The organism is Flavobacterium frigoris PS1, assembly GCF_000252125.1.
In the GTDB taxonomy this organism is placed as follows: Bacteria; Bacteroidota; Bacteroidia; order Flavobacteriales; family Flavobacteriaceae; genus Flavobacterium; species Flavobacterium frigoris_A.
In genome coordinates this window covers 270,869-280,187 of the sequence record NZ_AHKF01000020.1, presented here as the reverse complement: position 1 = coordinate 280,187, position 9,319 = coordinate 270,869, and the positions used below count along the sequence as shown (strand labels likewise).

7 protein-coding genes and 1 pseudogene are annotated in these 9,319 nt (G+C 33.0%); 7 read left to right on the top strand and 1 reads right to left on the bottom strand.

Annotated features, from left to right (window positions below):
- The 7 genes and pseudogenes from HJ01_RS13750 to HJ01_RS13720 all read left to right on the top strand — a co-directional run.
- Window positions 1–308: pseudogene (locus tag HJ01_RS13750) on the top strand (ATPase); the annotation flags it as partial.
- A 13-nt stretch (window positions 309–321) separates the two neighbouring features.
- Window positions 322–1,695, top strand: coding sequence for an MBL fold metallo-hydrolase RNA specificity domain-containing protein (locus tag HJ01_RS13745; RefSeq protein WP_007139067.1), 1,374 nt, complete (start codon window positions 322–324; stop codon window positions 1,693–1,695).
- Between the two features lie 18 nt (window positions 1,696–1,713).
- The gene (locus HJ01_RS13740; RefSeq protein WP_007139066.1) at window positions 1,714–2,265 is read left to right on the top strand and encodes an AAA family ATPase; all 552 of its coding nucleotides are present in this window, start codon (window positions 1,714–1,716) and stop codon (window positions 2,263–2,265) included.
- Window positions 2,266–2,374: 109 nt separating this feature from the next.
- The gene (locus HJ01_RS13735; protein WP_040473971.1) at window positions 2,375–2,959 is read left to right on the top strand and encodes a hypothetical protein; all 585 of its coding nucleotides are present in this window, start codon (window positions 2,375–2,377) and stop codon (window positions 2,957–2,959) included.
- Between the two features lie 5 nt (window positions 2,960–2,964).
- On the top strand, window positions 2,965–3,267 hold the full coding sequence (locus HJ01_RS13730; RefSeq protein ID WP_007139064.1) for a hypothetical protein: 303 nt from the start codon (window positions 2,965–2,967) through the stop codon (window positions 3,265–3,267).
- 119 nt (window positions 3,268–3,386) lie between these two features.
- Window positions 3,387–5,513, top strand: a complete 2,127-nt coding sequence (locus HJ01_RS13725) for a copper-translocating P-type ATPase (RefSeq protein WP_007139063.1) — start codon at window positions 3,387–3,389, stop codon at window positions 5,511–5,513.
- Window positions 5,514–6,181: 668 nt separating this feature from the next.
- Window positions 6,182–7,177: a metal-dependent hydrolase gene (locus tag HJ01_RS13720; protein ID WP_007139062.1), complete on the top strand. Its 996-nt coding sequence runs from the start codon at window positions 6,182–6,184 to the stop codon at window positions 7,175–7,177.
- A 152-nt stretch (window positions 7,178–7,329) separates the two neighbouring features.
- Here the strand turns inward: HJ01_RS13720 and HJ01_RS13715 are convergent, their stop codons facing one another.
- Window positions 7,330–9,207: an ATP-binding protein gene (locus HJ01_RS13715; protein ID WP_050855236.1), complete on the bottom strand. Its 1,878-nt coding sequence runs from the start codon at window positions 9,205–9,207 to the stop codon at window positions 7,330–7,332.
- Between the last annotated feature and the right edge of the window lie 112 nt (window positions 9,208–9,319).

Here is a 9,319-nt window from a genome sequence, read left to right as displayed (position 1 = left end):
GGGTTTATACAAACACTAGATTCACAACTGATGCAATTCAATATGGAACTTGTGTAGGTTTAGGTCTGGCAAGTTGGGACTACCCGCAGGGAAATGGACTTAAAGAACGAATAGACAAATCAGGACTACATCCGTTAACCGCTTTAACGACGTTGACAAAAGCGGAAAAAAGAAAATTATTGGATAAAAACATTGTGTTGTGTAAAGATATTTATGAAAACTCATATCTACTAGAAGAAATAGGGATTGATAAAATACGGCAAAAGAAGATTCTGGATGACTCTCTGCAATTATGTAACAAACATTAAAAACTAAGAAATCATGGAAAATAAAAGTATTAAAATTCACTTTTTAGGAGCTGCAGGAACGGTAACTGGCTCTAAATATTTAGTGGACACAGGAGACAAAAAAATATTAATCGATTGTGGTCTTTTTCAAGGACTTAAAGAACTGCGTCTTAAAAATTGGGAATATCCACCAGTCAACGTGTCAGATATTGATATAGTACTACTAACGCATGGTCACATGGATCATACAGGGTATTTACCAAGATTGGTTAAGCAAGGCTTCAACGGTCCCATTTATGGTACTAATCCTACCTTAGATATTGCTAAAATTATACTTAATGATAGTGCTAAAATCCAAGAACAGGAAGCCGAACGTGCCAATAAAGAAGGTTATTCAAAACATAGTCCAGCAGAACCATTATACGATTTAAAGGATGTGGAAAAAACAATTCCTCATTTTAAGAGCGTTCCACAATCACAATGGATTCCATTATTTGATGGTATCAGGGCTCGATTTCAATATAATGGGCATATTTTAGGAGCTACATTTATAGAACTGGATGTGTACGGAAAACGTTTTGTCTTTTCAGGAGATATAGGAAGAACAAATGATTTATTATTGTATTCTCCTTTGAAACCAAAAAAAGCGGACGTACTTTTCATAGAATCTACTTATGGAGGTCGTTTTCATCAAGAGGAATTAGAAGCTATTCCACAAATTGAAAAACTGGTCAATGAAACCATAAAAAGAGGTGGTAGTCTATTTGTACCCAGTTTTTCTGTAGAACGTGCGCAATTGATGATGTTCATTTTTTGGAAATTGCTTAAAGAAAATAAAATTCCTAAAGTACAAATGATAATGGACAGTCCTATGGGTGCTAACGTATTAGAACTATTTCATCGCACAAAAGATTGGCATAAATTAGAAGATAACGAATGCGATGAAATGTGTTCTCATTTTACAGTAGTAAGTAGTTATCAAGAAACTATGGAATTACGAACAGATAGTAAACCAAAAATTGTGATCGCAGGTAGTGGAATGCTTACTGGTGGAAGAATGCTAAACTATCTGGAGACGCAAGCTCAAAATCCTGATAACACCTTACTTTTTGTAGGGTATCAAGCCGAAGGAACTCGTGGAAGAAAATTATTAGAAGGTGAAAAAGAATTAAAAGTGTATGGAAAATGGGTACCTTTCAAAATGCAAGTAGCTGAAATCGAAGGGCTATCAGCACACGCAGATCATACAGAACTTATGGACTGGATGAGTAAAATAAAAAACAAACCCGAACGTGTTTTTATTGTCCATGGGGAGAAAGAAGGTGCTGAAGCACTACAGAAAGGAATAAAAGAAACCTATGGTTGGGATGCTGAAATACCACAGCTATATAGTGTTGAAGAAGTTTAATTATAAAATAAAGGTAATATGATGAATAGTAGAATGACTAGTTCAACACAGAAAAATTGGTATGTTGTCACTGGTGGCCCTAGTACTGGTAAAACAACGGTAATCGATTTACTTCAAAAACAAGGATATATTACTACAATAGAACATGCACGACATTACATTGATACTATGCGAAATGAAGGACATTCAGTTGAAGAAATTAGAAATAACAAAAGAAAATTTCAATTAGGAGTTCTAGACATGCAAATGGAACAAGAAGCTTCAATTAAAACAAAAGATATTGTTTTTTTGGATAGAGCCATTCCAGATGCTTTAGCCTATTATCAATTTTTGAAATTAGATTATGATGAAAAATTAATAAAGGCAATAAACGAATCCTCTTATAAAAAAATTTTTATTTTAGATAGACTCCCTTTTACAAAAGACTATGCCAGAACAGAAAATAAAGAGGATCAAAAAATTATTCACCAATTAATAATTGATGTTTATAAAGATTTAGGTTTTCCAATTGTTTTTGTGCCTGTTTTGCCTCCTTTAGAAAGAGTTAAATATATTTTAGATAATGTATAGAAAAATGTCAAATATAAAAAACAAATACAATTGTAATAACAAATCCATTCTATCCTATTTATGTCTTTTTATATTGTTTTTTTGCACAAGTGCAAAATCTCAAAACAACATGTTTTTAGAACAAATAGAAGGTAGAACTATCGAAAGAGAGAATTATAATGATAAAGGCGATTTGCTAAATAAGCAACTTTTTGAAGCTGGAAAAATCACGAAAAAAAAGGATTATTATGAAATAAAAGTAACAACCACTTTATATGACAAAAATAAAACACTAAAAGAAAAATACACAACAACATATAAATGCGAACCAGAAAAGTTTAGTATTGTCTTATTTGTTTTTCCTTTTGCAGACCCAAAATCAAAAGAAACCGAAATCAGTACAAAATCAATAAATTTTAAAGAATTGTACAATATCGAAAAGCTAGAGAATGTTGATTTAGACATAAGTTTTGATTCGGGTTTAATGAATTTTTTTGGTTCAAAAAGCACCATAAAAATCTATGACAGAAAAAAAGAAATTAATAATCGAAGTTTAAGTATAAAATCAAAAATAAGTATCAAAGCATATGCTTTTGGTATAAGAATAAAACAATTAAATTATTCATTAACTGAAAAGTTAAATTCAAACGGTTTACTCACCTATCAAAAGTTTATCGAAAATGATGGTAGTTACTTCACAATGCTATATAAATAAAAAAAATGAAAAATTACGACACACTTTCAGAGGCAATTAATGATTTAATAAGTAACGGTTATACCTACGATTTCAATTTACATCAGGATTGTATTAAATGTGCTTCAATTTCCATTGAAATTCATCCAGAAGATTTTGAGGTAGATGAATTTTATCGGTTTGAAGGAATGAGTAGTACAGACGATAACAGTATTTTATATGCAATTTCGTCTAAAAATGGAATTAAGGGTTTATTAGTCGATGCCTATGGAGTATACAGTGAAAACTTGAATGAAAAAATGATACAAAAACTGAAGATGAAACATTAAATAAATAATTTAAAACTCATTCAGGTACGATAACGATAAGCTAGCTCTACTAATAAGTGAACTTTTAAAGAAACTTTACCTTAAGCATTCAAATAAAAATAGAATAAAAAGACCGAAATATGGAAAATCACGAAGAGCACGAGAATAAAGAAATGGATCATTCAAAGATGGATATGACCAAAGAGGAACATGCTAAGATGGATCACTCAAAAATGGATATGACCAAAGAGGACCATACTAAGATGGATCACTCAAAAATGGATCATAGTAGTATCCCCATGGGAATGGAAGGGCACGATCACCATAAAATGATGATAGCCGATTTTAAAAAACGCTTCTGGTTAGTAATCGTACTAACGATCCCGATCTTGATTATTTCTCCAATGATACAGGACTTACTGGGTTATCATTACTTACTCCCAGGAAATCCATATATCCTATTTGCTCTTTCAACCATCGTTTATTTTTATGGGGGATGGCCTTTTCTAAAAGGCTTTGTAGGAGAAGTAAAAAAAGGAGCTCCAGGAATGATGACCTTGATAGCAATGGCCATAAGTGTCGCCTATTTTTATAGTTCTGCAACAGTTTTTGGTTTAAAAGGAGTAGACTTCTTTTGGGAACTGGCTACATTAATAGCCATAATGCTCTTGGGGCATTGGATCGAAATGAAAAGTGTACTAGGAGCTTCCAAAGCTTTACAATTATTAGTAAGTATGATGCCTGCTGATGCGCATCGCGTTGAAGGTGATAAAATAGTTGATATAAAATTAGAAAATTTACTGAAAGGCGATGTTATTTTAATAAAACCTGGTGAAAAAATACCGGCAGATGGCGTTATTCTAGAGGGATCTAGTTATTTAAATGAATCCATGCTTACGGGCGAGTCAAAACCGGTAAAAAAGGAACTAAATGACAAGGTAATTGGAGGTTCCATCAATGGAAATGGTTCGTTGAAAGTGACAGTTGTACACACGGGAAAGGACAGTTATTTGAGTAAGGTTATTAAGATGGTGGAAGAGGCGCAGAAAACTAAATCTAAAATGCAAAATCTTTCAGACAGAGCGGCAAAATGGCTTACCTATATAGCGCTATCTATTGGTTTTGCAACTTTAGCAGTATGGCTTATTTTGGGTTTTCCCTTTGTTTTTGCCTTGGAGAGAATGGTTACCGTAATGGTTATCGCTTGTCCGCATGCTTTAGGCTTAGCCATTCCCTTGGTAGTGGCTATTTCAACGGCAGTTTCTGCTCAGAATGGTTTGTTGATTCGCAACAGGACGGCATTCGAAGAATCAAGAAAAATAACCTTACTCCTATTTGATAAAACCGGAACATTGACCAAGGGAGATTTTGGAGTTACCCGTATTGAATCCGTTGATGAAAAATACACTTCAGATGAAGTGCTACGACTTGCAAGTGCGTTAGAACAAAGTTCAGAACATCCTATAGCCGTTGGAATTATTAAAAAAGTAAAAGAAAATAAGGTAACGATACCAAAACCTGAAAATTTCAATGCTATTACCGGTAAAGGCGTGGAAGCAGATGTGGACGGAAAACGAGTAAAAGTGGTAAGTCCAGGTTATTTAAAAGACGAAAAAATAACGATTCCAGAAGACGCCTACAGCGATGCCGCAGAAACGGTGGTGTTTGTATTAATTGATGGAAAACTGGCTGGTTATATCGCTCTAGCAGATGAAATCCGCCCAGAATCCTTTGAAGCCATCAAAACATTTAAAAAGAACAACATTAAAGTATTTATGGCTACAGGAGATAATGAGATTACTGCTAAATCCGTAAGTGATAAACTAGGCTTAGATGGCTATTTTTCTGAAGTTTTGCCCCATCAAAAAGTAGAGATCGTAAAAGATTTACAAAGCAAGAAAGAGTTTGTCGCTATGACAGGTGATGGCGTCAATGATGCCCCTGCCCTAGCACAAGCTAATGTGGGGATTGCAGTAGGTTCTGGTACGGATGTAGCCGCTGAAACTGCTGATATTATCTTGGTGAACAGTAACCCACAAGATATCGCTAATCTAATTTTGTTTGGTAAGGCAACCTACCGTAAGATGATTCAAAATCTACTATGGGCTACAGCTTATAATGTAGTAACCATTCCTCTTGCAGCAGGCGTATTGTATTCGTCTGGATTCGTTTTAGGTCCTGCGGTTGGCGCTGTTTTTATGAGCTTAAGTACTGTTATTGTAGCCGTTAATGCACAATTGCTAAAAAAGCAAATTAATAAGAAATAACAAAGACAATCTCTTAAATCTGGTTTTTGATTGATTAACCATGTGATATAAACGTGAACCCAATAAACTTTGGGCACAAAGAGTAATGCAGTAGTAAATTTTTAGAAATGTAACCAACAACAAAATTAAAATCGAAAATCAGCTTCCCCGTATGTCACTATAAAAAGAAGAAACAATGCCCACAGCTATTTGTCAGTTTTTTTTATGAATACCAAAACTGCAAAAAAGTACTACGGCCACTCTAGGTTGATTGTTGTGTGTTTTGTAGTTATGGTGATGTACTGGACATGCTAATTTTACACGCGTAAAAAATTAAGAATCCAGATCAAATCCTAAAGGAATTTTAAAATCTTTACAATAAACTTTAGATCTACTTTTATATTTACGCCAAATCAAATTTAAGACTGTTTCATCTAAATATTTTTTTTGTAAAAATCTGTATCGACTATTTAATACTAGACACTTTACTTATAATTAAGGACAAATTCTTATTTGCTAAAATGGATTCCACATAGCCAACTTCTTCAAATCCTGCATAAAATGGTTTGTAAATTGTTCAGTCAAGGTCACAAAACCCCAACAGATGTTGGGGTTTTTTTATGCTTTTTATCTAAAATTGCAAAGCTATAATCACATCGTATAGATAATATTTGATTTACTTTTGTCTTATGGACTCTTTTACTCAAATAGCTTTAGGAATTGCCGTAGCTGAAATATTTGCAGGCAAAAAACTTAAAAACAAAACGATTTTATATGGTTCGGTTTTAGGAACTATTCCCGACTTAGATGTTGTGGTTGGTTTATTTTTAGATCCTGTAAATGCTGTCCTAATTCACCGAGGCATCAGCCACTCCCTTTTTCTCTTTTTATTTCTCTCTCCAGTTTTAGGTTGGATGATATCAAAAACAGAAAAAAACAGGATCAACTTCCTTCGCGCCTCTACTATGGTTTTTTGGTGTTTATTTACCCATGTAATATTAGATATGTTCACTTCTTGGGGTACACAAATTCTATGGCCTTTAGACTATCGGTTTGCACTAAAAACAATCTTTGTAGTAGATCCACTCTACACTATTCCGCTTGTCATCTCTTTGATAGTGGTATGGAAAACAAAAGATACTGCAATTCGCAAAAAATACATAACTAAAGGATTAATTATCAGTAGTTCCTATCTACTTTTATCTTGTTTTATAAAACTATATGCATTAAACCAATTTGAAAAAGCATTGAATAAACAAGGAATCCATTATTCTGAGATTATAGTAAAACCCACAGCTTTCAATATAATTTTATGGAATGCCAACGTAGCGACACCAGATAGTTATTTATTAGCTGACTATTCCCTATTAGATAGCCAAGCGATTACTCTTACTGCTTACAACAAGAACAAAGCTTTAGAAGCGCAATTAAAAGGGAATTCAGATTTTGAAAAACTAAAGAAAGCTAGTGAGGGATGGTATATCATCTCTCAAAAAAACAAATCTTTATACTTCAATGATTTGCGTTTTGGTCTATTAAATGACAATCCCAAAAATCCTCAATTTGCTTTTAGCTATAAATTTATTACAACAGAATCTGAATTAAAAGCAGTTGAAGTTCCAAAAAGCAAAAGAGACGGAAAGCGTCTGCTTTTAAAAATAGCGAACCGAGTAAAAGGAAACTAGGAGGTTTGGTAATTCTTCTACCTATTTCCTCAATATACCATCTGTTATTCTATTACTCTAGTTTAGGCTCTTTTTTTATTAATCACGCTTAAATAAAACTATATTGTCGATGTCTCCAAAAACAATCCTCTTTAATAATTTAATAAACCCTTCTAAACAGGAAACTCAATTCTAACTTTAAATCCTTTTTGAATCGCATTGTCAAAAGTAAGTGTTCCTTCTATGGCCTTTATCCGATTTTCTACGTTCAGCAGTCCACTCTTTAAGTTTATTTGCTGTATTGCTACTCCAATACCGTTATCAGTGTATTCTACAATCATATTCTTGTCTATCTTTTTAAAAGTAATCACGACTAAACTGCATTGACTGTGCTTCTTCATGTTAACGAGCAACTCCTGAAGGATACGATAAACCGTAATCTTCTTGTTTGTTTCCACAGTCGTATTCTGTAATACATCAAGACCGTTGACTATAATATTCACCTCATGATTACCGTAATTCGACATCATATCCCTGAGACTTGGTACAAAATCTTGTCCAGTATCAATCAAACTATTTTCTTTGGAAATATTTCGTGTTCTAGAATAAATATTATCCAAATCCTTAAGTAGCATTTCTTTATTACTTAGTGCCGATAAATCCTGCGTTTCCGCAAAAGTCATCGCATGGTAAACGTCATTTGCCAATTCATCATGAAGTTTTTTGGAAATTCGAGTCTCGGTATCATAGGACACTCTGATTTTTTCTTTTTTGCTTTTACTATTTAAAAAATTAATAATTACAACAGTAAGCCCTAGCAAAAATAATATTACAAAATACATCAGAAGCGTACTATTTTTCTGTTTTTCCAATAGTAGAGTGGTTTCTGCCTTTTGAGTCGATAGTCTTTGGTTTTGTTCTTTTTGGTTGCTAAAATCATATCTGATATTGGCAAACTGATTTTTGTTTCTTTGTCGTACTTCAGAAATACTGTCGTTTAATCTAAAATGAGACGCTGAAAAAGCTCTCGATTCATTTTCGGCACTGCTATTTACTAATATTTGAAGTGCATCAAGCCGCTCATCAATACTCTTCATTTTTGATGCGTTTTCATATGCTTTTAGTGCATATTTTTTAGCAAGTAAATTATCCTCTTTTGATTTGTAATAGTTTGCCAATTGAATGTAACTTCCAATTAAACCGTATTCATCCCTTTGATCTTCCCTAATGCTTAAGGCTTTAAAGTAATAGCCAAGTGCGCGGGAATCATTCACTTTAAAGTAAGCCAAACCTAAATTATTCAATATGTTAGATTTGATCCGTTCACTAACTATTTCACTATTTGTCCCTTCCAATTTTGATAATAATCCAATCGCTTTTTGATATTCTTTATTTAAAATGAAAACGGATGCTATATTATTATCAATAATTACTCTGGTAAATTCATCTTCAGCATATTGTTTTGCTTTTTTATAATAACCCAAAGATTTTTTATAGTCATAGGTTTCCTTTAAGGAAATTCCTAAGTTATTATAAACACAGCTGTAATTGTAATTTCTATTCGTCTGGTTGATAAAGCTTAATGCTTCTGTATTCACAGCCTCCATATCATAATAATCGTCTTTGCTCTTTAAGATATCTGACATCATTAATAACGAATATACCACCAGACTACTGTCTTTTTTTAATTCGAATTGTATTTTGGACTTATTGAAATAACTGAAAGCAATACTGTCTTGTTGCTTAGCGGAATAATAATCCGCAAGATTAAGAAAAGAATGCCCCATATTAAGAGTGTCTTTTTTATTTTTCGCTGATTCCTCAAATTCTCTTAAAAAAGGAAGAGCAATATCTGGGTTGTACTGATTCAGCAACTCCCCTTTTCTATTCATGGTTTGGAAAATAACAGAATCTACATTTAACTTTTTAGCTAGTAGATAAGACTTATCTATATACACTAATTTTTTTTCCGTTGAAATAGAGTCCGATTTACTCAGTTCCAAATAACTGTATATAGCATCTATAGAAGATTTTTCTTGCTGTGACGGCAAACTTTTGTTTTTAGTGCACGATAGAGTAAATACCCAAAAAAGGAGGATATAAAAAGGGGAATAAAACCTGTTAAATTTCATTCCCCGAATTTAGCAAAATAATGGTAATTTA

Coding starts and splice junctions, on each gene's coding strand:
- HJ01_RS13740 (WP_007139066.1), top strand. CDS start 1,714: ATGATGAATAGTAGAATGACTAGTTCAACACAGAAAAATTGGTATGTT.
- HJ01_RS13725 (WP_007139063.1), top strand. CDS start 3,387: ATGGAAAATCACGAAGAGCACGAGAATAAAGAAATGGATCATTCAAAG.
- HJ01_RS13720 (WP_007139062.1), top strand. CDS start 6,182: ATGGACTCTTTTACTCAAATAGCTTTAGGAATTGCCGTAGCTGAAATA.
- HJ01_RS13735 (WP_040473971.1), top strand. CDS start 2,375: ATGTTTTTAGAACAAATAGAAGGTAGAACTATCGAAAGAGAGAATTAT.
- HJ01_RS13745 (WP_007139067.1), top strand. CDS start 322: ATGGAAAATAAAAGTATTAAAATTCACTTTTTAGGAGCTGCAGGAACG.
- HJ01_RS13730 (WP_007139064.1), top strand. CDS start 2,965: ATGAAAAATTACGACACACTTTCAGAGGCAATTAATGATTTAATAAGT.